Here is a 23169-nt window from a genome sequence, read left to right as displayed (position 1 = left end):
TCGTGGACGAGAGCGGCGGGAGCGGGCAGCCGCGGTCGGGCGACGACGAGTCGGCCGAGCGCCACGCGGGGCCTGCGGCCCCGCCCACCGGCCCCGCACGCCAGGCCCCGACCCCGCACGACGAGACCGCCCACCCGAAGCCCCCGGGCTCCGGCATCCCGGACATCTCTGACACCCCGGATGACAAGGCGGCCGAGCCGCCCTCCGCCGACACCGACGCACCGGCACCGGCGACACCGGCGCAAGCCCCCGCCGCCCCGGCGACCGACCCCGCGTCACCGGCACAGGCCCCGGCCGCCGACGCCACCGGGCCCGAGGCCCCCGCCGACCCGGACCCCGGGCCCGAGGCCCCCGCCGACCCGGACCCCGGGCCCGAGGCCCCCGCCCGCACAGGCGCCACGTCCGAGACCCCTGCAGACGTGGACGGAACCCCGGAGGCCCCCGCCCGCACAGGCGCGACCGCCGAGCACGGCGACCGGAGCGAGCCCGGCGCCCCCGGGCACGGCCCCGACGGCCACGCGCCCGAGCAGGGCCCCGGCGCCGATCACCCCCACCGCACCCTCGCCCACTCGGCCCCCGGCTCCGGGGCCGGCCGGCACCGTCCGCCGCAGCGTGCTCCCGAACCCCGTGGCGGGCTGCTGATGGGGCGGCCCTTCGGGGTGCCCGTGTACGTCGCGCCCAGCTGGTTCCTGGTCGCCGCCCTCATCACCTGGGTGTTCGGCAACCAGCTCGACCGCGTGCTGCCCGAACTCGGCGCCGCCCGCTATCTGGTCTCCCTCTTCTTCGCGGTCGCCTTCTACGCCTCCGTACTCGTCCACGAACTGGCCCACACCGTGGCCGCCCTCCGCTTCAAGCTCCCGGTCCGCCGCATCCAGCTCCAGTTCTTCGGCGGCGTCTCCGAGATCGAGAAGGAGGCCGAGACCCCCGGCCGCGAGTTCGTCCTCGCCTTCGTCGGCCCGCTGCTCTCGCTGGTCCTCTCCGGCCTCTTCTACCTCGCCCTGCGACCGGTCGAACCCGGCACCGTCCCCGGCGTCCTGCTGGCCGGCCTGATGATCTCGAACCTCATCGTGGCCGCCTTCAACCTCCTGCCCGGCCTCCCCCTCGACGGCGGCCGCATGCTCCGCGCCGTCGTCTGGAAGATCACCGGCCGGGCCATGAGCGGCACCGTCGCCGCCGCCTGGGTCGGCCGCGCCCTCGCCGTCTCCGTCCTGATCGGCCTGCCGCTGCTCACCCAGTCCGGCGCCCTCGGCTCCACCGCCGAGGACAGCGTCGGCATGGACACCGTCTTCGACGCCCTGCTCGCCGCCATCCTCGCCGCCATCATCTGGACCGGCGCCGGCAACAGCCTGCGCATGGCCCGGCTGCGCGAGCACCTCCCCGAACTGCGCGCCCGCAACCTCACCCGCCGCGCCGTCCCCGTCGAGACCGGCACCCCGCTCTCCGAGGCCCTGCGCCGCGCCAACGCCGCCGGCGCCCGCGCCCTCGTCGTGGTCGACGCCAACGGCGAACCCCTCTCCCTCGTGCGCGAGGCCGCCATCGTCGGCGTACCCGAACACCGCCGCCCCTGGGTGGCCGTCAGCGGTCTCGCCCAGGACCTCACCGACGGCATGCGCGTCTCCGCCGAACTGTCCGGCGAGGAACTCCTGGACGTCCTGCGCGCCACCCCCGCCACCGAGTACCTGGTCGTCGAGGAGACCGGCGAGATCTACGGCGTCCTGTCCGCCGCGGACGTCGAACGCGCCTTCGTGAAGGCGATGGCCAGGCCCAGCTGAGGTGGTCGGCGGGCCCTTCGGGGACCGGTAGGCTGGTCACATGTCCGAACCGACCGGTGCCGCCCGCAGGCGCGGGCCCTTCAAGGTCGGGGACCAGGTTCAGCTGACCGACCCCAAGGGCCGCCACTACACGTTCACGCTCGAGGCCGGGAAGAACTTCCACACCCACAAGGGTTCCTTCCCGCACGACGAACTGATCGGCGCACCCGAGGGCAGCGTTGTCCGCACCACCGGTAACGTCGCCTACCTCGCGCTGCGCCCCCTGCTCCCCGACTACGTCCTGTCCATGCCCCGCGGGGCAGCAGTCGTCTATCCCAAGGACGCGGGGCAGATCCTCGCCTTCGCCGACATCTTCCCGGGCGCGCGTGTCGTGGAGGCGGGCGTCGGCTCCGGCTCGCTCAGCAGCTTCCTGCTGCGCGCCATCGGCGACCAGGGCATGCTGCACTCCTACGAGCGCCGCGAGGACTTCGCCGAGATCGCCCAGCAGAACGTGGAGCGCTACTTCGGCGGCCCGCACCCCGCCTGGCAGCTCACCGTCGGTGACCTCCAGGACAACCTGAGCGACACGGACGTCGACCGCGTCATCCTCGACATGCTCGCCCCCTGGGAGTGCCTCGAGGCCGTCTCCAAGGCCCTCGTCCCCGGCGGCATCCTCTGCTGCTACGTCGCGACCACCACCCAGCTCGCCCGGACCGTCGAGTCCATCCGTGAGATCGGCTGCTTCAACGAGCCGACCGCCTGGGAGTCGATGATCCGCAACTGGCACATCGAGGGCCTGGCAGTCCGCCCCGACCACCGGATGATCGGCCACACCGGCTTCCTGCTCACCGCCCGCCGCCTGGCGGACGGCGTCGAGCCGCCCATGCGCCGTCGCCGCCCCGCCAAGGGCGCCTACGGCGAGGACTACGCCGGCCCCAACGCCGACGGAGGCGCCGGCCGCTGAGCCGGCCCCGCCCCAGTCCACCCCAGGCGGCCCCGTGCCGCGTTCAACGACGCCGCGCCGTGGCCGAGTTCCCGTCCCCCACACCGGAACTCGGCCGCGGCGCCTTTTCGTTGCCGCCGGCCCCGGCCGTCCCGCGCGAACCCCTGACCCCGCCGTTCCCTCGCACTGTGACGTGTGGCACGATGCAGCCCATCCTCCACCCCCACCGGCACAGTCCTCGCAGGAGACGCTCCCAGTGCAGCAATCCGTCGTCCCGGAACTGGCACACACCCACACCCGGCCGATCCACTGGGTCGCCACCGCAACCGCCGTCGCCGGTGTCGTGGCCCTCTCCTCGATCCTGCAACCCCACCCGGCCACCGCCGCCCAGAGCTCCGGCGCCGAGGGCAAGGCGGCGACGGCATCGCCCCCGGCCACCACCGGTGTCGACTTCCCGCTCGACTGCGGGCCCGTGCAGGCCGTCGTGCAGAAGAAGGCCACCGGAGACCTCGACGGCGACGGCCGGCCGGAAACCGTGGCCGCCGTCCACTGCGACGCCGGCATGGGCACCCCGCCCGACGGCCTCTACGTCCTGACCCAGGCCGTCGACGCCCCGCGGCCCCGTGTCGTCGCCACCCTCGTCGACCCCAAGGGACGCTTCACCGTCAGCAGCCTCGCGGTGACCGACGGAGCCGTTCTCGCCACACTGCTCGGCTACTCGTCGACCGACGTACCCAGTTGCTGCCCCGACGTCACCGACAGCGCGAAATGGCAGTGGAAGAACGGCGCGTTCATCCGCTCGACACCCGCCGGAGCGCACAGCGTCTGAATCGGGCCACCGGCGCCTGTGAGAAATCAGACATTCCTCACGCGCCGCACCCGTACGGTCACTCCGCGTCCGGGCCGTACACCTCGACCATGTCCGAAACCCGTCGTACATGGATGCAGTCGCCGGGGCACTCCCGTGCCGAGTCCACCACATCCGTCAGCAGCGGCAGCGGCACCGGCGTGGTCGCGCCCGGGTTCTGCAACAGCTCGTCGTCGGCGCCCTTCACATAGGCCAGACCGTCGATGTCCAGCTCGAACACCTCGGGCGCGTACTGGGCGCAGATGCCGTCGCCGGTACAGAGATCCTGGTCGATCCAGACCTCCAACGCCTCACCGCCGACACCGGCCTCCTGCTGCACGTGATCTCTCCTGACCGTTTACTGCGCCGGGCCGCGGGAACGATGCGGACCCTGACGGGTGTTGAACACTTCGACCCTACCCCCGTCCGCTTTCCAATCATGTTCGGTGGGTATTCCCCTGGCGTGAGGGAGAGCGCAAGGGTGAAGATCGGACACACCCCGACAGTCTTTGTGATCTAGGGGTTTCAATCGACACCCACCCAGGTAGGGTCTGGAAGCGTCCAGCTCCCCTTGGAGGAGGTGAGGACCGTGGCAGCCCACGACGACGACATGAACCGCGGCATCCGCCCGGGACGAGGGTCCGACGACCCCGCCGGGCAGATTGCCTACCTTGAGCAGGAGATCGCCGTCCTGCGACGCAAGCTCGCCGACTCTCCGCGGCACACGAGGATTCTCGAAGAGCGGATCGTCGAGCTGCAGACCAACCTGGCCGGCGTGTCCGCACAGAACGAGCGGCTCGCCAACACGCTCCGTGAGGCCCGCGACCAGATCGTGGCCCTCAAAGAGGAAGTCGACCGGCTCGCCCAGCCGCCGGCCGGCTTCGGCGTCTTCCTCGTGGCGAACGAGGACGGCACGGCCGACATCTTCACCGGGGGCCGCAAGCTCCGGGTGAACGTCAGCCCGAGCGTGGAGCTCGACGAGCTCAGGCGCGGCCAGGAAGTGATGCTCAACGAAGCGCTCAACGTGGTCGAGGCCATGGAGTACGAGCGGGTCGGGGACATCGTCACCCTCAAGGAGATCCTCGAGGACGGCGAGCGAGCCCTGGTGCTCGGGCACACCGACGAGGAACGGGTGGTACGGCTCGCCGAGCCGCTGCTGGACGTCACCATCCGCCCCGGCGACGCCCTCCTGCTCGAACCCCGCTCCGGCTACGTCTACGAGGTCGTGCCGAAGAGCGAGGTCGAGGAACTCGTCCTCGAAGAGGTCCCCGACATCGGCTACGAGCAGATCGGCGGCCTCGGCAACCAGATCGAGGCCATCCGCGACGCGGTCGAGCTCCCGTACCTCTACCCGGACCTGTTCAAGGAGCACGAGCTGCGCCCGCCCAAGGGCGTCCTCCTCTACGGACCCCCGGGATGCGGCAAGACGCTCATCGCCAAGGCCGTCGCCAACTCGCTGGCCAAAAAGGTCGCCGAAGTCACCGGAGCGGCCGCCGGCAAGAGCTTCTTCCTCAACATCAAGGGCCCCGAGCTCCTGAACAAGTACGTCGGCGAGACCGAGCGGCAGATCCGCCTCGTCTTCCAGCGTGCCCGGGAGAAGGCCAGCGAGGGCACCCCCGTCATCGTCTTCTTCGACGAGATGGAATCCCTCTTCCGCACCCGTGGCTCCGGTGTCAGCTCGGACGTGGAGAACACCATCGTCCCCCAGCTGCTCGCCGAGATCGACGGCGTGGAGGGCCTGGAGAACGTGGTCGTGATCGGCGCCTCCAACCGTGAGGACATGATCGACCCCGCCATCCTGCGGCCCGGCCGCCTGGACGTGAAGATCAAGATCGAGCGTCCGGACGCCGAAGCGGCCAAGGACATCTTCGGCAAGTACCTCACCGAGCGCCTCCCCCTGCACTCCGACGACGTCGGCGAGCACGGCGGCAGCAAGGCCACCACCGTCCAGAGCATGATCCAGACGGCAGTGGAACACATGTACGCCGAATCCGAGGAAAACCGCTTCCTGGAAGTCACCTACGCCAACGGCGACAAGGAAGTCCTCTACTTCAAGGACTTCAATTCCGGCGCGATGATCGAAAACATCGTCGGCCGCGCCAAGAAAATGGCGATCAAGGACTTCCTGGAGCACAACCAGAAGGGCCTTCGCGTCTCCCACCTCCTCCAGGCCTGCGTGGACGAGTTCAAGGAGAACGAGGACCTGCCCAACACCACCAACCCGGACGACTGGGCCCGTATCTCCGGCAAGAAGGGCGAACGGATCGTGTACATCCGTACGCTCATCACCGGAAAGCAGGGCGCGGACACCGGACGCTCCATCGACACGGTGGCGAACACCGGACAGTACCTGTAAAAGCAGGGCGGCTGCGGGTGCCCTCGGCGGGTACCCGCAGCCAACTGTTTTTCAGGCCACGGCTGGAGCAAGGCAATGACGCAAATGATCTCCCCACCAGCGCAAAGGCGTTCTAGGCTCTTCCGTACCGCCGGGACGCGCAGTGCGGGGACGGGCACCGCACACGCACCGGAGCACCAGCGGTACTTGAGCGGCGCCCACGACCGAGGGTGCCGCCGGGCAAGGAGGGCCGCATGACCGTACGGCGAGTAATGGGCATCGAGACGGAGTACGGCATCTCCGTCCCCGGCCACCCCAACGCCAATGCCATGCTCACCTCGTCCCAGATCGTCAACGCCTACGCGGCGGCGATGCACCGGGCCCGCCGGGCCCGCTGGGACTTCGAGGAGGAGAACCCGCTACGGGACGCCCGGGGATTCGACCTGGCCCGCGAGGCCGCCGACACCAGCCAGCTCACCGACGAGGACATCGGCCTCGCCAACGTGATCCTCACCAACGGTGCCCGCCTCTACGTCGACCACGCACACCCCGAATACAGCGCCCCCGAGGTCACCAACCCCCGCGACGCCGTCCTCTGGGACAAGGCCGGCGAGCGGATCATGGCCGAGGCCGCCGAACGGGCCGCCCAGCTCCCGGGCGCCCAGCCGATCCACCTCTACAAGAACAACACCGACAACAAGGGCGCCTCCTACGGCACGCACGAGAACTACCTGATGAAGCGGGAAACCCCCTTCTCCGACATCGTGCGCCACCTGACGCCCTTCTTCGTCTCCCGCCAGGTCTTCGCCGGAGCCGGCCGCGTCGGCATCGGCCAGGACGGCCACGAGCACGGCTTCCAGCTCAGCCAGCGCGCCGACTACTTCGAGGTCGAGGTCGGCCTGGAGACGACGCTCAAGCGCCCGATCATCAACACCCGCGACGAACCCCACGCGGACGCCGAGAAGTACCGCCGCCTGCACGTCATCATCGGCGACGCGAACCTCTCCGAGATCTCGACCTACCTGAAGCTGGGCACGACCGCCCTGGTCCTGTCCATGATCGAGGACGGCTTCATCGCCGTCGACCTGGCCGTCGACCAGCCCGTACGCACCCTCCACCAGGTCTCCCACGACCCGAGCCTCCAGCGGCTGGTCACCCTCCGCAGCGGCCGGACACTCACCGCGGTCCAGCTCCAGATGGAGTACTACGAGCTGTCGCGCAAGTACGTGGAGGAGCGCTACGGCGCGGACGCGGACGACCAGACGAAGGACGTCCTGGCCCGCTGGGAGGACACCCTCAACCGGCTCGAACGCGACCCCATGAGCCTCGCCGGCGAACTGGACTGGGTCGCCAAGCGCGAGCTCATGGAGGGCTACCGCCGCCGCGACGACCTCGACTGGGACGCCGCCCGGCTCCACCTGGTCGACCTCCAGTACGCCGACGTGAGGGCCGAGAAGGGCCTCTACAACCGTCTGGTGGCCCGCGGCCGCATCAAGCGGCTCCTGGACGAGACGGAGGTCGAGCGGGCCAGGACGAAGCCTCCGGAGGACACCCGGGCCTACTTCCGCGGCCGCTGCCTGGAGCAGTACGCGGACGACGTCGCGGCCGCCTCCTGGGACTCCGTGATCTTCGACCTGCCGGGCCGGGATTCTCTCCAGCGGGTCCCAACCCTGGAACCGCTACGCGGAACGCGAAATCACGTCAAGGAGCTCCTGGACCGGTGCCGCACGGCCGAAGACCTGGTCAAGGTGCTTTCCGGCGGCTGAACGGCCGCTCGGACGGACCTCTGCGCACAGGGTGGAAACCCGCGCACAAGGGAATCATCGAGGTGGCCCCCGTACGTTGTGACAACTGCGGGGCCGATGTCGGACCCGGCTTGTAGGGTCTGATCATCACCGATCGGCAGGAATGCCGACCCTGACGACCATGTCGGGCGAACTGAGCGGGGTGAGGTTATGGCGACCAAGGACACCGGCGGCGGCCAGCAGAAGGCCACACGCTCCACCGAGGAGGTCGAGGAGCAGGCGCAGGACGCGCAGGGCTCCGAGGACCTCAAGGAGCGGCACGAGAAGCTGAGCGACGACGTGGACTCGGTTCTTGACGAGATTGACGACGTACTTGAGGAAAATGCCGAGGATTTCGTCCGGAGCTTCGTTCAAAAAGGCGGCGAGTAGAGGCCGCTGGGTCGCTCGGGCCTTCGAATTGAAGGTGGCGGGGGATGAGGGTGGCTCGCGATCCGAGCGCGAAGCACTGCTCGGGTCGTCAGCGCGATCTGCCTCGTGAGGCATTCGCGAGCGACAGGAACCGGCGTGACGGCCTGCAGCCGCGATGCCGGGAGTGTGTGGCGCGGTACGGCGCCGCGCACTACCGGCGCCGCCGGGAGGCCATGGGCAAGCCGGGGTGGGAAAAGGTGGACGTACCGGCCGGGCACGAGCTCTGCCGGACGTGCGGTGAGGTCAAGCCGCACAGTGAATGGCATCGCAACAGCAGCGCATCGGACGGGCTGTCCACACGCTGCAAAGCGTGCCGGGTGGTCCAGGGGCGGCAGGGCCGTCTGAAGCGCCAGTACGGCATCACCGAAGCCGAGCGCGACGAGCTGATCGCTTCTCAAGGAGGCGTCTGCTGCATATGTTTGTCAGCTTCGGCGGCACATGTGGATCACTGCCACAAGACGGGTAGGGTCCGAGGCGTACTGTGCTTCAGCTGCAATGCCGCACTGGGGCAGTTCAAGGATCGGCCCGATGCCATAAGGCGGGCTGCCGCATACGTGGAAGGAAACGCGTGGAAGCCAACACTCGTAGCACCGGGCGTCTACCGGCTGCCTTCCTGACGCCCGGGTCCTCGTCCTTCATGGACTTTCTCTCCGACCACCAGCCGGAGATGTTGCCCGGCAAGCGGCAACTGCCGCCGACGCAGGGTGTGATCGAGGCGCCGCACGGCACCACGATCGTCGCCGTGACGTTCCCCGGCGGTGTGGTGCTCGCCGGTGACCGTCGGGCGACCATGGGCAATGTCATCGCGCAGCGCGATATCGAGAAGGTGTTCCCGGCCGACGAGTACTCGGCGGTGGGTATCGCCGGTACGGCGGGTCTGGCCGTGGAGATGGTGAAGCTGTTCCAGCTCGAACTGGAGCACTTCGAGAAGGTCGAGGGCGCGACGCTGTCCCTGGAGGGCAAGGCGAACCGGTTGTCGACCATGATCCGTTCCAACCTCGGCATGGCCATGCAGGGTCTCGCCGTGGTGCCGTTGTTCGCCGGGTTCGACGTGGACCGGGGCAAGGGCCGTATTTTCTCCTACGACGTCACGGGTGGCCGCTCCGAGGAGCACGGTTACGCGTCGACGGGCTCCGGTTCGATCTTCGCGCGCGGGGCCATGAAGAAGCTCTACCGTGACGACCTCACCGAGGAGCAGGCCACGACTCTTGTCGTGCAGGCTCTGTACGACGCGGCAGACGACGACTCGGCGACCGGTGGTCCCGATGTCGCCCGCCGGATCTACCCGATCGTCACCGTGATCACCGAGGACGGCTTCCGCCGGCTCACCGAGGACGAGTCCTCCGAGATCGCCCGCTCGATCCTGGAGCGCCGTCTCGAGCGGCCCGACGGCCCGCGTGCCGCGCTGCTGTAGTCGACGGTTCGTTCTTCTTTATCAAGGTGATCCTGTGACTTCGACAGAAAGGGATGGATAACCGGTGTCGACGCCGTTCTATGTCTCACCCCAGCAGGCCATGGCCGACCGGGCGGAGTACGCCCGTAAGGGCATCGCCCGTGGCCGCAGCCTGGTCGTGCTTCAGTATGCCGACGGCATCGTGTTCGTCGGGGAGAACCCCTCCCGCGCTCTGCACAAGTTCAGCGAGATCTATGACCGGATCGGGTTCGCGGCCGCCGGCAAGTACAACGAGTACGAGAACCTGCGGATCGGTGGTGTGCGCTACGCGGACCTGCGTGGTTACACGTACGACCGGGACGATGTGACGGCCCGCGGGCTGGCCAACGTCTACGCCCAGACGCTGGGCACGATCTTCTCCAGTGCGGCCGAGAAGCCGTACGAGGTGGAGCTGGTCGTGGCCGAGGTGGGGGAGACCCCCGAGGGCGACCAGATCTATCGGCTGCCGCACGACGGGTCGATCGTGGACGAGCACGGTTCGGTCGCGGTGGGTGGCAACGCGGAGCAGATCAGTACGTATCTGGACCAGCGGCACGAGGACGGGATGAGTCTGCCCGAGGCGTTGAAGCTGGCGGTGCAGGCGCTGTCCCGGGACACGAACGGTACGCAGCGGGAGATTCCCGCCGAGCGGCTCGAGGTCGCGGTGCTGGACCGTACGCGTCCGCAGGCGCGGAAGTTCCGGCGGATCGTGGGTCCGCAGCTGTCACGGTTGCTGGCCGCGGCCGGTGTGTCGGCGGAGGCGGAGAGCGCGCAGAGCGTGGAGAAGAGCTCCGACGAGGACTAGGTCCTGTGCGGGCGTGTCCTGCTCGTGTGTGCCCCCGGCCGGTGACGGCGGTCGGGGGCACAGCGCGTTCAGGGGGCGTTCGGTGGCGCTGTGGAGTCCCGTACGACGAGTTGTACGGGGATGTCGCCCGGTTCGGGTGCGCGGCCCTCCAGGACGGCCAGGAGGGCCTGCATGCCGCGCTCGCCGAAGAGTTCGGCGTCGAGGCGGACGGTGGTGAGTTCGGGGTCGATGGCGGTGGCCAGGGCGAGGTCGTCGAGTCCGGTGACGGAGATGTCGTCGGGGACGCGCAGGCCCAGGCGGCGGACGGCCTTGTAGGCGCCGGCGGCGAGTTTGTCGTCGTCGCAGATCAGGGCGGTGGGGCGGGGTGCCGGGGAGGCCAGGGCGGCGGTGGCGGCGGTCAGGGCGCCTTCGATGGAGATGGGCGCCTTGGTCGTGCGCAGGGAGGTTCCGGGCACCGCCGCGATCCGGGTGGCGAGCTCCCGCGCGCGTACGTCGAAGGTCCAGGAGGGGACGTCCGCCGCGAGGTGGAGGAAACGTCGGTGTCCCAGGCCGAGGAGGTGGTCGGCGACCTGTCGCGCGCCGTCGGCGATGTCGAGGTTGACCGTCGCCGCGCCGAGGCTGCCTTCGGGGTCGCTGTCGAGCATGACGAGGGGGAGTCGGTCGCCGCCGCGCAGGGCGGTGAGGGCGTCGGCGGCCATGGAGGAGGCGATGACGCCGTCGAGAGCGCTCTGGGCGGAGGCGAAGGGGTCGCGGGCGGGTCCGATGCCCTCGGGGGAGGGATAGAGGACCAGGCCGAAGCCGTGTTCGGCGGCGATGCGGGCCGCTCCGGTGTAGACGCCGGCGAAGAATTCGGTGGTGAGGGCGGGGACGACGAGCAGGACGGTGCGGGTGTGGCCGAGGCGGAGGTTGCGGGCAGCCAGGTTGGGCCGGTAGCCGAGGTCGCGTGCGGCGTCGCGTACGCGTTGCGCGGTCGTCTCGGAGACGCGGCCGCGCCATTTGTCGCCGAGGACGAGTGAGACCGCGGCCTGGGAGACTCCCGCGGCCTGGGCGACATCGCGGCTCGTCGGGCGTGTGCTACCTCGTGCCACCGCGGGCGTGCTCCTTCGTCTGGACTGGTGAACAGCGCACATGGTACGTATGAGTGAGTAAGTTATACGTAACACCTTGGGGCGGTTCAGAGCCTCGGGCGAGGCGACGGAGGCAGACATGGCCGCGGGATACCTGGAGATCCTCAGGGCGAGGCACGCCGCCCGGCTGCTGACCGGCACGCTCGTGGGCCGGTTGCCGAACGCGACCGCGGCCATCGCGATCGTGCTGTTCGTGCGCGCGCAGGGCGGTACCTACAGCCTGGCGGGGGCGCTTGCGGCGGTGTACGGGGTGGCCAACGCCGTCGGGCAGCCGGTGCTGGGCCGGCTCGTGGACCTGTACGGGCAGCCGCGCGTGCAGCTGCCGGCCGCGCTCGCCTCGGCCCTCGCGATGGCCGTGTTCGCCTTCACGGGCTCCGATCCGCTGCCGCTCGCGTACGCCGCGGTGGCGGCGGCCGGACTCTTCACGCCGCCCCTGGAGGGCGGTCTGCGGGCGCTGTGGCCCGGGGTCCTGCGCGGGGAGGAGCAGGTGCACCGGGCGTACGCCATGGACGCGGTCGCCCAGGAGGTGATGTTCACCGTCGGCCCGTTGCTGGTGACGCTCTGCGTGTCGCTGTGGTCGGCGCAGGCGGCCTTGCTGATCCTGAACGTGATCGGGGTGCTCGGGGCGCTGTCCGTGGTCGTCTCGCCGCCCTCGCGCGCGTGGCGTTCGGCGCCGCGCGAGGCGCACTGGCTCGGCGCGCTGAGGTCGCCCGGGCTGCTGGCGCTGCTTGCCGCGTTCCTGTTCGTGGGGATCGCGCTGGGGTCGATCACGGTCGCGTCGGTGCCGTACGCGGACGAGCACGGGGGTGACGCGGTGTACGGCTGGCTGATGGCCGCCATCGGGCTGGGCGCGCTGGTGGGCGGCACGGTGTACGGCGCGCGTCAGTGGGCGGGGGCGCCGGAGCGGCGACTGCGGGTGCTGGTGGCGTTCCTGGCGGTGTGTTACCTGCCGCTGATGCTGATGCCGGGTGCGGTCGCGATGGTGGCGCTGGCGGCGCTCGCGGGGGTGTTCCTGGCGCCGGCCATCGCCTGTGCGTTCGTCATCGTGGACCGGCACGCGCCGAGGGGGACGGTCACCGAGGCGTTCTCCTGGCTTGTCACGACGTTCACCGTGGGCGCGTCGGTGGGAACGGGCCTGGCAGGGCCGGTGGTCCAGACGGGTGGCGCGCTGTGGGGGTTCGCGGTTCCGGGGGTCGCGGGGGCCGTGTCCCTGCTGGTTCTGCTGGCCACGGGACGGGTCCTCGCAGCTCCCGCCGGGGGAGCGGTGATTGCGGCTTCATCGGAAAATGATCCAAATCGTGCTGCCGAACCCCGTTTCAGCTCGGGGGATCGGGCGTAATGTTCAGTCATGGACCGCCGCATTTTCGGGCTGGAGAACGAGTACGGCGTCACGTGCACGTTCAGGGGACAGCGCCGCCTGTCGCCTGACGAGGTGGCGCGGTACCTCTTCCGCCGTGTCGTGTCATGGGGCCGCAGCAGCAATGTCTTTCTGCGAAACGGCGCCCGCCTCTATCTCGACGTCGGGTCACATCCGGAATACGCGACACCCGAATGTGACAACGTGACCGAACTGGTCACCCACGACAAGGCCGGCGAGCGCATTCTCGAGGGACTCCTGGTGGACGCGGAACGACGCCTGCACGAGGAGGGAATCGCAGGCGACGTCTACCTCTTCAAGAACAACACCGACTCGGCGGGCAACTCCTACGGTTGCCACGAGAACTATCTGGTGGCGCGGCACGGGGAGTTCTCCCGGCTCGCGGACATCCTGATTCCGTTCCTGGTCACGCGCCAGCTGCTCTGCGGCGCGGGCAAGGTCCTGCAGACTCCGCGCGGGGCCGTCTACTGCGTCAGTCAGCGGGCCGAGCACATCTGGGAGGGCGTCTCCTCGGCGACGACCCGTTCCCGGCCCATCATCAACACACGTGACGAGCCGCACGCCGACGCCGAGCGCTACCGCCGGCTGCACGTCATCGTGGGCGACTCGAACATGTCCGAGACGACGATGCTGCTCAAGGTCGGAGCCACCGACCTGGTGCTGCGCATGATCGAGGCGGGCACGGTGATGCGTGACCTGACCCTGGAGAACCCGATCCGGGCCATCCGCGAGGTCAGCCACGACATCACGGGCCGCCGCAAGGTGCGCCTGGCCAGCGGCCGGGAGGCCTCGGCGCTGGAGGTGCAGCGCGAGTACTACGAGAAAGCCGTGGACTTCTGCGAGCGTCGCGGCATTCGTACCGGCACCGTCGAGCAGGTCCTGGAGCTGTGGGGCCGCACGCTGGACGCGATCGAGGCGGAGGACCTCGACCGGATCGGCACCGAGATCGACTGGGTGATGAAGTACCAGTTGATCGAGCGGTACCGGGCCAAGCACAACATGACGATGTCTCATCCGCGGGTCGCGCAGATAGACCTCGCGTATCACGACATCCACCGTCGTCGTGGTCTGTACTACCTGTTGGAGAGGAAGGGTCAGGCCGCCCGGATCTGCAACGACTTGAAAATCTTCGAGGGCAAATCGGTTCCGCCGCAGACCACCAGGGCGAGACTGCGCGGTGACTTCATCCGCAGGGCCCAGGAACAGCGCCGTGACTTCACGGTCGACTGGGTGCACCTGAAGCTGAACGACCAGGCACAGCGCACGGTGTTGTGCAAGGACCCGTTCCGTTCGGTGGACGACCGGGTGGAGAAGCTGATCGCCGGAATGTGAGCAGGACGTTCCGCACACACGGTCGGAACGCAACACGGGCGCCGTACGTTTCCCGTACGGCGCCCCTGTCACGTCGTAGAGTTGCGCGCACGCCATCAACAAGATCGACCGATTACGAGGCCTTCATCGTGCGCCGACGCTCGCTCATCCTTGCCGCCGTACCCGCTGGACTGGTCACGATCGCCGGATGCGGTGACGACAAGTCCGACTCGAGCAAGGCGAGCGACAGTGCGTCGCCCTCGCCCTCGCCGTCGGCCTCGGCTTCGACGGCCCCGCCGCCGAAGATCGTGGACGGCCCGTTGCCGGAGATCACCGCGGGCACGAAGTTCGGCGAGAAGCCGACGGTCGCCAAGGGCACGGGCGATCCGTCCGACCAGCTCGCGGTCAAGACCGTGATCGCGGGCGGCGGTCAGACCGTCGCGGAGAACGACTACATCCAGGCGCACTACCTGGGGCAGGTCTGGGACACGGCGAAGGTGTTCGACAACTCCTTCGACCGTAAGACCCCGCTGGTCATCCAGCTGGCCCAGGGCAGCATCATCGACGGCTGGCGGTACGCGCTCGCGGGCCGGAAGGCCGGCAGCCGGGTGGAGTTCTCGGTGCCGCCGACCTGGGGATATGGCAAGAGCGGCAACTCGCAGGCGGGCATCAAGGGCACCGACACGCTGGTGTTCGTGGTCGATGTGCTGGGGGCCTTCAACGCGAAGAGCTCCGCCAAGGGCACGGACGTGCCCCAGGACGACGCGGACCTGCCCAAGGTCGGTACGAACACCGACGGCGGCGCGCCGTCCATCGAGATCCCCAAGGCCGACCCGCCGAAGAAGCTCGTGGCGAACTACGTCATCGAGGGGGACGGCGACGAGGTGGCGGCCGAGGACAGTGTCCTGGTCCAGTACGAGGGCGTGCTGTGGGCCACCGGCAAGGAGTTCGACTCGACGTACGGCCGCAAGGCGTTGACGTCGTTCGGGCTCTCGCAGGTCGTCAAGGGGTGGGCGCAGGGTCTGACCGGCAAGAAGGTGGGCAGCCGGGTGCTGATCGTGATCCCGCCGGACCTGGGCTACGGCGACAACCCGCCGAGTGGCAGTGGGATCGAGAAGGACTCCACGATGGTCTTCTCCGTGGACATCCTCGCGAAAATGTGACTCCGCAGTGATGTAAGACTGTGACCGTTGCCTTACCGCAGACAAGCAGGAGCGAGAGACGTGAGCATCGAGAAGCCCGAGATCGACTTCCCGGGCGGCGAGCCCCCGGCGGACCTCGAGATCAAGGACATCTGGGAGGGCGACGGTCCCGTGGCGGAGGCGGGTCAGACCGTCACCGTGCACTACGTGGGTGTCGCCTTCAGCACCGGCGAGGAGTTCGACGCCAGCTGGAACCGGAACTCCCCGTTCCGATTCCCGCTGGGTGGCGGCCGCGTCATCAAGGGCTGGGACCAGGGCGTGCAGGGCATGAAGGTCGGCGGCCGTCGGCAGCTGACCATCCCCGCCCACCTCGCCTACGGCAACCAGAGCCCGACCCCGGCGATCCAGCCGGGGGAGACGCTGATCTTCGTGGTCGATCTGCTCGGCGTCTGATCGTCAAACGATCGGACCCGATCATCTGGGGCCCATGCCTGTCCGGGCATGGGCCCTCGGCTTTTGTCGTGGCACCGCTGAGCGGTACGGTCATCGGTCGGAAGCACCATAGGGGAAGGTGAAGGGCGTCGATGGCCATTGCCAAGGCCGAGCGGCTGATGAACCTGGCGCTGTGTCTGCTGGGGACACGGCGGCCGCTCAGCAAGCGCGAGCTGCGCGAGTCCATCGAGGCCTATCTGGAAGCCGGCTCGGACGACTCGTTCAACCGTATGTTCGAGCGCGACAAGGACGACCTGCGGGAGCTCGGTCTGGTCATCGAGACCGTCGAGAACCTCGACGGCGAGGTCGGCTATCTGGCGCGCCGCGACAGCAACCGGCTGCCGCCCATCACCCTGGACGCCGAGGAGGCCGCCGCGCTCGGGCTGGCCGCCAAGGTGTGGCAGCAGGCGCGGCTCGCGGGTGCGGCCAGCGGCGCGCTCCAGAAGCTGCGCGCGGCCGGGCTGCCCGAGGACGTCGACCCGTACGAGGCGCACGGCGCCCTGGAGCCGCGCATCCCAGTGCACGAGGCCGCCTTCGAGCCGCTGATGCTGGCCTGCCGCGACCGCCGCCCGGTCGTCTTCGACTACCGCAAGGCAACCGCCGCCCACCCCGAGCCCCGGCAGGTCGAGCCCTGGGCGCTGGAGTGCTGGCGCGGCCACTGGTACCTGGCGGGCTGGGACCGCGACCGGGGGGCCGAACGGGTGTTCCGGCTGTCCCGGATCACCGGCAAGGTGCGCAGCCGCAGCGGCCGCTACACCGCCGAGGTCCCCGACGTGGTCACCGTGCGCGAGACGGTGGCGAGCTGGGCGGGGGAGACCGCCGACCGCAGCGCGCTGATCCGGCTGCGGCGCGGCGCGGGCTACCCCCTTCGGGCGAGGGCCACGGCGGTTCGGGAACTCGGCGACGGTTGGGACGAGTTGGAGATTCCGTACGGGCACGGGCTGGACGCCTGGCTGGTGGAGTTCGGACCGGACGTGGTGGTCCTGGAGCCCGCGGAGCTGCGGGCCGACGTGGTGGACCGGCTGCGTGCCGTGGCCAAGGGCTGAGGGGGAGCGAGCAACACAGTGGCAGGCAAACCGGTCAGGCCCACGAACGCCATCGACCAGACCCGGCGGATGCTCTCCCTGGTGACGTACCTCAGGGAGCGTCCGGGTGCCCGGATCGAGGACGTCGCGCGCGCCTTCGGCATCACCGAGGACGAGCTGGTCTCGGACCTCGACGTGCTGCCGATGTGCGGCACCAGCTTCCGCGGCGGCGACCTGCTCGACATCGACACCGACGGCGAGCGCATCTGGTGGCACAACCCGGCCGCCCTGGGGGCGGACGCGGCCGAACCGCTGCGGCTGGCCGCCGACGAGGCGACCGCCCTGCTGGTGGCGGCCCGGGCCGTGTCGACGCTGCCGGGGCTGCGCGAGAGCGACCGGCAGGCGCTGCTGCGGGCGACCGCCAAGGTGGAGGCCTCGGCCGGCGAGGCGGCCGGGGCCAGCTCCCGGCTGTCGGTCACCTTCGAGTCCGAGGGCGGGGTCTTCGCCGACGTCGACCGGGCGATCTCCGAGCGCCGCCGCCTGTGGATCCGCTACTACTCGCCCGCCCGCGACGAGGTCACCGAGCGTGAGATCGACCCCATCCGGCTGGTCAGCGTCGGCCACACCTATGTCGAGGCCTGGTGCTACCGCTCCGAGGGCCGCCGTACCTTCCGGCTCGACCGGGTCGCCGAGATCAGGGTCCTCGACGAGCCGTCCGCGCCGCCCGAGGTCGAGCTGAGGGACCTGTCGGAGGGACTGGTGCAGCCCGCCGCCGAGGATCCGGAAGTCGTCGTCGAGGTCGGCCCCGGCGGGCGCTGGGTCGCCGAGTACTACCCGCACGACAGTGCGGATGAGCTTCCCGACGGCGGTCTGCGTATCACTCTGCGTACGCCCGACCCGGCCTCGCTCAGACGACTGGCGCTGCGGCTCGGCCCGGACGGCCGGATCGTCTCCCCGCCCGAGCTCGCCGACAGCGCGCGCACGGCGGCCCGCGAGGCGCTGGCGGCGTACGACGGGATCGAGGGGACCGACACCGCCGAGGCGGACACCACCACCGCGGCGCCGCACGAGGTCCACGACGGGCAGTCCGACAGGCGGGAGCAGGGGCTTTGAGCGAATCGGGGACCTTCGCAGTGCGAGGCATGTCGGTGTCGGCCGCGTTCGCCGGCATGAGAAACGTGGCGCCGGTCGTGTTCCGGGCCGGCTGCCCGGACTGCCGGGGCCGCTTCGAGCTCGGCGCGAGCGCCCTGCGTCTGGCCATCGGCGCCAGCAGCCGCACCACCTTCTACTCCTTCACCTGCCCCGACTGCGGCGTGCCCGTGCGCAAGCCGGCCGGTGAGCGCATCGTGGAGCTGCTGGCCGGGGGCGGGGTCAGCACACTCCGGCTGCACGCGACGTAACCGCGCGTGCGCCGGGCGGGGCGGGACCAACTAGGCTCGGCCCCATGTTCTGGCCGATGTTCGCGGTAGCTGTGGGTTTCCTGGGTCTCGCCGTCCTCGGTGTGCTCGCCGTCCGGGTCTTCCTGGAGGCGCAGCGCCTCGGCCGGCAGGTCGCGGAGTCGGCGCGCCGCATCAACCGGGCGGCCGAGGACCTGGAGAAGGCAGCCGTCAGCACGGCCCGCGCCGTGGACGCGCTGTGAAGGCCGGGGTGCTGCTCCTGTGAGTCCGGCGGCGCCTGCGTTCCCGGACACTTCGCCCTGTCATCCGGGTCGCGAGGGCAGGTACGCTGCTGGTCGCGGCGTGGAGAACGAGGCCCACACCGTAGATCGGGAGTACGCGCGGGGATTGCCTCACGTTTACCCCTGAGCGTTACGATCGCTGGCAGACGATCGTTTCGGGCATCTGTCCGACCGGTCGGACAGCACCCCACCCAGCCGCCTCGGTGAGAAGGTAAAGACTTATGTTCGGAAGGCTCGGAGCTCCCGAGATCATTCTCATCCTCGTCGTCATCATCCTGCTGTTCGGCGCGAAGAAGCTTCCGGACATGGCCCGCTCGCTCGGCAAGTCCGCCCGGATCCTCAAGAGCGAAGCCAAGGCCATGAAGGAAGAGGGCGGCAACAGCTCCGCCGCCCAGACGCCGCCCGCCACCGACGAGCAGCCCCCCGCGCAGCGCACCATCCAGGCCGCCCCCGGCGACGTGACCAGCTCCCGCCCGGTCGCCGAGCCGACGGACACCACCAAGCGCTGACGCAGGGCCGGTGACCTCCGGCCCGCCGCACGAGATGGGAACGTGGGTTGCTGAAGCCTGCCCGCAGTCAGGAGAAGGACCCAGAGGGGCGGATGCCCCTCGCGGATCACCTTCGTGAGCTCCGCAACCGGCTCGCGAAGGCGATGCTGGCGATCGTCCTCGTGACGATCGTCGCCGCCTTCTTCTACAACGACGTCATCAACTTCCTCACCAAGCCGATCCTCGACTCGGTCGGCTGCGGAAAGACCTTCGAGGAACTGGCCAGGACGTCCACGTCCGACGACACGCAGCAGTGCGCGCGGATCACGATCAACGGCCTCCTCGCTCCCTTCACACTGGCCCTTCAGGTCTCCCTGATGGCCGGTGTCGTGTTCGCCTCGCCGGTCTGGCTCTTCCAGCTGTGGGCGTTCGTCGCGCCCGGTCTGCACCGCAGCGAGAAGAAGTACGCGTACGGGTTCGTGTTCACCGGCGTGCCGCTGTTCCTGGGCGGCGCGTACTTCGCCTACCGGGTGCTGCCGACCACGGCGAAGGTGCTCATCGACTTCACGCCGACCGGCGTCGACAACCTCCTGCCACTGGACGATCTGCTCCAGCTCGTCACGCGCATGGTGGTCGTCTTCGGGCTCTCCTTCGAACTCCCCCTGCTGCTGATCATGCTCAATCTGACCGGTGTGCTCACCGGCAGGCGCATGCTCGGCTGGTGGCGCGGCATGATCATGGGCATCACGGTGTTCGCGGCCGTGGCCACGCCCAGCACCGACCCGCTGTCCATGCTGGCGCTGGCCGGACCGATCTGGGTGCTGTACTTCGCCGCGGTCGCCTTCTCGCTGCTCAACGACAAGCGCAAGCGCCGCCGTGAGGCCGCAGGACCGAACGACGACGAGGCCTCCGACCTGGATCTCACCCCCGGGGACATCGGCGAGGCCGAGGCCGTGACGGCCGGGCGCGCGCTGCCCGAGCAGACGAGCACGGACCGGGTCAACGGCTACGACGACGTGACCTGACCTGACCTACGCACATCTCGCCCGCGGACCGCGGCCGGGCGCCCACAGGGCGCGCCCGGCCGCTTCGTCGTACCGGGCAGGCGTGGGAGCGGCTGCGGGCCGCCGCCCCGGGCCCGCTCGGTCCAGGGCCGTGAGCTGGGCGGATCCCGGGTTTCCCGGACACCGATCCGGATAATGATCGTCCTGTTGTCAGCGGGGCCCGGTACGCTCGAAAGCACGATGACAGAGGACCTCTCACCGGCCGAGCGGTACGCCGCAGCACGCAGGCGCGCTGCCGAGCAGGCCACCGCGCTCGCCTCCTTCCGCGAGATGTACGACTTCGGTCTCGACCCCTTCCAGATCGAGGCCTGCCAGGCGCTCGAGACGGGCAAGGGCGTGCTGGTCGCCGCGCCCACCGGCTCGGGCAAGACGATCGTGGGCGAGTTCGCCGTCCACCTCGCCCTGCAACAGGGCAAGAAGTGCTTCTACACGACTCCCATCAAGGCGCTGTCGAACCAGAAGTACGCCGACCTGTGCCGCCGCTACGGCGCGGACAAGGTCGGTCTCCTCACCGGCGACAACAGCGTCAACTCCGGCGCCCCGGTGGTCGTGATGACCACCGAGGTCCTCAGGAACATGCTGTACGCCGGGTCGCAGACCCTCCTCGGCCTGGGCTACGTGGTCATGGACGAGGTGCACTACCTCTCCGACCGCTTCCGCGGCGCCGTGTGGGAAGAGGTGATCATCCACCTGCCCGAGTCGGTCACCCTCGTCTCGCTGTCGGCGACCGTGTCCAACGCCGAGGAGTTCGGCGACTGGCTCGACACCGTGCGCGGCGACACCGAGGTGATCGTCTCCGAGCACCGGCCGGTGCCGCTGTTCCAGCACGTGCTCGCCGGGCGGCGGATGTACGACCTGTTCGAGGAGGGCGAGGGCCAGAAGAAGGCCGTCAACCCCGACCTCACCCGCCTCGCCCGCATGGAGGCCAGCAGGCCGTCCTACCAGGACCGCAAACGCGGCCGCGCCATGCGCGAGGCCGACCGGGAGCGGGAGCGCCGACAGCGCTCGCGGATCTGGACGCCGAGCCGGCCCGAGGTCATCGAACGCCTCGACGCGGAGGGGCTGCTCCCCGCCATCACCTTCATCTTCAGCCGCGCGGCCTGCGAGGCCGCCGTACAGCAGTGCCTGCACGCGGGGCTGCGGCTGAACGACGACGAGGCCCGCGCCAGGGTGCGCGAGATCGTCGAGGAGCGCACCGCCTCCATCCCGTCCGAGGACCTGCACGTCCTGGGCTACTACGAATGGCTGGAGGGCCTCGAGCGCGGCATCGCCGCCCACCACGCGGGCATGCTGCCGACCTTCAAGGAAGTCGTCGAGGAACTGTTCGTGCAGGGTCTGGTGCGGGCCGTGTTCGCCACCGAGACCCTCGCCCTCGGCATCAACATGCCTGCCCGCTCCGTGGTGTTGGAGAAGCTCGTCAAGTGGAACGGCGAGCAGCACGCCGACATCACCCCCGGCGAGTACACCCAGTTGACCGGCCGGGCCGGGCGACGCGGCATCGACGTCGAGGGCCACGCGGTGGTGCTGTGGCAGCGCGCCATGAATCCCGACCACCTGGCGGGACTCGCCGGGACGCGCACGTATCCGCTGCGCTCCAGCTTCAAGCCGTCGTACAACATGGCGGTCAACCTGGTCGAGCAGTTCGGCCGGCACCGCTCGCGCGAACTGCTGGAGACGTCCTTCGCGCAGTTCCAGGCCGACAAGTCGGTCGTCGGGATCTCCCGGCAGGTACAGCGCAACGAGGAGGGCCTGGAGGGCTACAAGGACTCCATGACCTGCCACCTCGGCGACTTCGAGGAGTACGCGCGGCTGCGCCGCGATCTCAAGGACCGGGAGACCGAGCTGGCCCGGCAGGGCGCGGCGCAGCGGCGCGCCGAGGCGGCCGTGGCGCTGGAGAAGCTCAAGCCGGGAGACGTCATCCACGTCCCGACCGGCAAGTACGCCGGCCTCGCGCTGGTCCTGGACCCCGGGCTGCCCGCCGGGCGTTCCAACGGCCACCGGGGCTTCGAACACCACGACGGGCCGCGGCCGTTGGTGCTGACCGCCGAACGGCAGGTCAAGCGGCTCGCCTCGATGGACTTCCCGGTGCCGGTCGAGGCGTTGGAGCGGATGCGGATCCCGAAGTCCTTCAACCCGCGCTCCCCGCAGTCCCGTCGGGACCTGGCGTCCGCGCTGCGCACCAAGGCCGGGCACATTCCGCCGGAGCGGGCCCGCAAGCAGCGTTCCCAGGCCGCCGACGACCGCGAGATCGCCCAGCTGCGCACCGCGATCCGCGCACACCCCTGCCACGGCTGCAACGACCGTGAGGACCACGCCCGCTGGGCCGAGCGCTACCACCGGCTGCTGCGCGACACCTCGCAGCTGGAGCGCCGGATCGAGGGCCGGACGAACACGATCGCCCGCACCTTCGACCGGATCGTCGCGCTCCTCACCGAGCTCGACTACCTGCGCGGCGACGAGGTCACCGAGCACGGCAAGCGGCTCGCCCGGCTGTACGGCGAACTCGACCTGCTGGCCAGCGAGTGCCTGCGCGCCGGGGTCTGGGAGGGGCTCGCCCCGGCCGAACTCGCCGCGTGCGTCTCGGCGCTGGTGTACGAGGCGCGGGTCGGTGACGACGCGATGGCGCCGAAGCTGCCGTCGGGCAAGGCGAAGGCCGCGCTCGGCGAGATGGTCCGGATCTGGGGCCGGCTGGACGCCCTGGAGGAGGACTTCCGGATCACCCAGAGCGAGGGTGTCGGCCAGCGCGAGCCGGATCTCGGCTTCGCCTGGGCGGCGTACATGTGGGCGTCCGGGAAGGGCCTCGACGAGGTGCTGCGCGAGGCGGAGATGCCGGCGGGGGACTTCGTGCGGTGGTGCAAGCAGGTGATCGATGTGCTGGGGCAGATCTCGGCGGCGTCTCCTGCGGAGGGCTCGACGGTGACGAAGGCCGCGCGTAAGGCGGTTGATCTGTTGCTGCGGGGGGTTGTCGCCTACTCGTCGGTGGGGTGACGGATCGAATCGCGGGTGCGGGTGGTGGGGGGCTGGTCGCGCAGTTCCCCGCGCCCCTGAGGGAGCTGGTGTGGGCGGTGTTGGGGACGGGTCCGCGCGTCCCTGAGGGAGCTGGTGTGGGCGGTGTGGGGACGGGTCCGCGCGTCCCTG

Annotated in this window: 22 protein-coding genes; 20 read left to right on the top strand and 2 right to left on the bottom strand. The window is 69.9% G+C overall.

The genetic code is table 11. The features are described from left to right. The first annotated feature begins 2 nt into the window (after positions 1-2). From ACFV0T_RS35235 to ACFV0T_RS35225, 3 genes are all read left to right on the top strand, one after another. On the top strand, positions 3-1772 hold the full coding sequence (locus ACFV0T_RS35235) for a site-2 protease family protein (protein ID WP_385788507.1): 1770 nt from the start codon (positions 3-5) through the stop codon (positions 1770-1772). 40 nt (positions 1773-1812) lie between these two features. Further along, the gene (locus tag ACFV0T_RS35230) at positions 1813-2715 is read left to right on the top strand and encodes a tRNA (adenine-N1)-methyltransferase (RefSeq protein ID WP_037628452.1); all 903 of its coding nucleotides are present in this window, start codon (positions 1813-1815) and stop codon (positions 2713-2715) included. A gap of 235 nt (positions 2716-2950) precedes the next feature. After that, the gene (locus ACFV0T_RS35225) at positions 2951-3523 is read left to right on the top strand and encodes a hypothetical protein (protein WP_385788504.1); all 573 of its coding nucleotides are present in this window, start codon (positions 2951-2953) and stop codon (positions 3521-3523) included. A 58-nt stretch (positions 3524-3581) separates the two neighbouring features. On the opposite strand, the gene ACFV0T_RS35220 is transcribed toward ACFV0T_RS35225, so the two are convergent. Then, complete coding sequence (locus tag ACFV0T_RS35220; protein ID WP_385788502.1) at positions 3582-3881, bottom strand: ferredoxin; 300 nt, start codon at positions 3879-3881, stop codon at positions 3582-3584. Positions 3882-4130: 249 nt separating this feature from the next. Between ACFV0T_RS35220 and arc the strand changes: the two genes are divergently transcribed. From arc to prcA, 6 genes are all read left to right on the top strand, one after another. Continuing rightward, positions 4131-5897 (top strand): proteasome ATPase, encoded by a 1767-nt coding sequence (arc, locus tag ACFV0T_RS35215; RefSeq protein WP_385788499.1) that lies wholly within the window; start codon positions 4131-4133, stop codon positions 5895-5897. Between the two features lie 233 nt (positions 5898-6130). Continuing rightward, a complete protein-coding gene (gene dop / locus ACFV0T_RS35210; RefSeq protein WP_385788497.1) occupies positions 6131-7642 on the top strand; it encodes a depupylase/deamidase Dop in 1512 nt (503 codons plus the stop codon). Positions 7643-7831: 189 nt separating this feature from the next. Further along, entirely contained in the window at positions 7832-8050 is a 219-nt protein-coding gene (locus ACFV0T_RS35205; protein ID WP_014671690.1) for a ubiquitin-like protein Pup, read from the top strand. Between the two features lie 44 nt (positions 8051-8094). Next, positions 8095-8706: an endonuclease VII domain-containing protein gene (locus ACFV0T_RS35200; protein ID WP_385788495.1), complete on the top strand. Its 612-nt coding sequence runs from the start codon at positions 8095-8097 to the stop codon at positions 8704-8706. Next, positions 8658-9503, top strand: coding sequence for a proteasome subunit beta (prcB, locus tag ACFV0T_RS35195; RefSeq protein WP_385788492.1), 846 nt, complete (start codon positions 8658-8660; stop codon positions 9501-9503). The genes ACFV0T_RS35200 and prcB overlap by 49 nt, the downstream gene beginning before the upstream one ends. Before the next feature lie 64 nt (positions 9504-9567). Further along, positions 9568-10326 carry a proteasome subunit alpha gene (gene prcA / locus ACFV0T_RS35190; RefSeq protein ID WP_385788489.1) on the top strand — a complete coding sequence of 253 codons (759 nt, stop codon included), beginning with the start codon at positions 9568-9570 and terminating at the stop codon, positions 10324-10326. A 68-nt stretch (positions 10327-10394) separates the two neighbouring features. Here the strand turns inward: prcA and ACFV0T_RS35185 are convergent, their stop codons facing one another. Next, the gene (locus tag ACFV0T_RS35185) at positions 10395-11414 is read right to left on the bottom strand and encodes a LacI family DNA-binding transcriptional regulator (protein ID WP_385788487.1); all 1020 of its coding nucleotides are present in this window, start codon (positions 11412-11414) and stop codon (positions 10395-10397) included. 118 nt (positions 11415-11532) lie between these two features. Here ACFV0T_RS35185 and ACFV0T_RS35180 point away from each other — a divergent pair, with 118 nt between their 5' ends. The 11 genes from ACFV0T_RS35180 (at position 11533) to ACFV0T_RS35130 (ending at position 23019) form a co-directional block, all read left to right on the top strand. Continuing rightward, complete coding sequence (locus ACFV0T_RS35180; RefSeq protein ID WP_385788484.1) at positions 11533-12792, top strand: MFS transporter; 1260 nt, start codon at positions 11533-11535, stop codon at positions 12790-12792. 9 nt (positions 12793-12801) lie between these two features. Then, the gene (pafA, locus tag ACFV0T_RS35175; protein WP_007499792.1) at positions 12802-14163 is read left to right on the top strand and encodes a Pup--protein ligase; all 1362 of its coding nucleotides are present in this window, start codon (positions 12802-12804) and stop codon (positions 14161-14163) included. Positions 14164-14291: 128 nt separating this feature from the next. Then, on the top strand, positions 14292-15305 hold the full coding sequence (locus ACFV0T_RS35170) for an FKBP-type peptidyl-prolyl cis-trans isomerase (protein WP_385788481.1): 1014 nt from the start codon (positions 14292-14294) through the stop codon (positions 15303-15305). 60 nt (positions 15306-15365) lie between these two features. Next, positions 15366-15737 carry an FKBP-type peptidyl-prolyl cis-trans isomerase gene (locus ACFV0T_RS35165; RefSeq protein ID WP_366697397.1) on the top strand — a complete coding sequence of 124 codons (372 nt, stop codon included), beginning with the start codon at positions 15366-15368 and terminating at the stop codon, positions 15735-15737. Between the two features lie 131 nt (positions 15738-15868). Continuing rightward, positions 15869-16822: a helix-turn-helix transcriptional regulator gene (locus tag ACFV0T_RS35160; RefSeq protein WP_385788478.1), complete on the top strand. Its 954-nt coding sequence runs from the start codon at positions 15869-15871 to the stop codon at positions 16820-16822. Between the two features lie 18 nt (positions 16823-16840). Beyond that, the gene (locus ACFV0T_RS35155) at positions 16841-17914 is read left to right on the top strand and encodes a helix-turn-helix transcriptional regulator (RefSeq protein ID WP_385788475.1); all 1074 of its coding nucleotides are present in this window, start codon (positions 16841-16843) and stop codon (positions 17912-17914) included. Next, a complete protein-coding gene (locus tag ACFV0T_RS35150; RefSeq protein ID WP_385788473.1) occupies positions 17911-18201 on the top strand; it encodes a hypothetical protein in 291 nt (96 codons plus the stop codon). The genes ACFV0T_RS35155 and ACFV0T_RS35150 overlap by 4 nt, the downstream gene beginning before the upstream one ends. Positions 18202-18245: 44 nt before the next feature. Further along, entirely contained in the window at positions 18246-18440 is a 195-nt protein-coding gene (locus ACFV0T_RS35145; protein ID WP_385788470.1) for a hypothetical protein, read from the top strand. 260 nt (positions 18441-18700) lie between these two features. After that, the gene (tatA, locus tag ACFV0T_RS35140) at positions 18701-18988 is read left to right on the top strand and encodes a Sec-independent protein translocase subunit TatA (protein WP_385788467.1); all 288 of its coding nucleotides are present in this window, start codon (positions 18701-18703) and stop codon (positions 18986-18988) included. Positions 18989-19035: 47 nt separating this feature from the next. After that, complete coding sequence (gene tatC, locus ACFV0T_RS35135) at positions 19036-19992, top strand: twin-arginine translocase subunit TatC (RefSeq protein ID WP_385788465.1); 957 nt, start codon at positions 19036-19038, stop codon at positions 19990-19992. Between the two features lie 174 nt (positions 19993-20166). After that, positions 20167-23019: a DEAD/DEAH box helicase gene (locus tag ACFV0T_RS35130; RefSeq protein WP_385788463.1), complete on the top strand. Its 2853-nt coding sequence runs from the start codon at positions 20167-20169 to the stop codon at positions 23017-23019. Positions 23020-23169 lie beyond the last annotated feature (150 nt).

Origin of the sequence: Streptomyces sp. NPDC059582 (assembly GCF_042735715.1) — a bacterium.
Lineage (GTDB): Bacteria > Actinomycetota > Actinomycetes > Streptomycetales > Streptomycetaceae > Streptomyces.
The sequence above is the reverse complement of the archived record's forward strand: the minus strand, read 5'-3'. Positions and strand labels throughout refer to the sequence as shown.